At 40.3% G+C, this 233-nt stretch carries 1 pseudogene; it reads left to right on the forward strand.

Going from position 1 to position 233, the window contains the following annotated elements:
* Positions 1 to 26: 26 nt before the first annotated feature.
* Positions 27 to 233: pseudogene (locus ACYP5M_RS26815) on the forward strand (SDR family NAD(P)-dependent oxidoreductase); the annotation flags it as partial.

Raw genomic sequence — 233 nt, forward strand, 5'->3', positions numbered from 1 at the left:
TAGTTGCTAGTTAAGGCGCATTTGTCAACATTACCGATTTTCATGCTGAAAACGGGCAGGTCACCGTTTCTGAATTAGATGAGGATGGCGTGAAAGCGGCATTTTATGAGGTGGATGTAACGGATCCTGAAGCGGTTCAATCCGCAATCTCCCAGATAATCGAAACCTATAATAAAATATACATATTATTCAACAATGACGTTATCTCAAACTTATGCAGTGTGGACGAATTG

Source organism: Peribacillus sp. N1 (genome assembly GCF_054600815.1).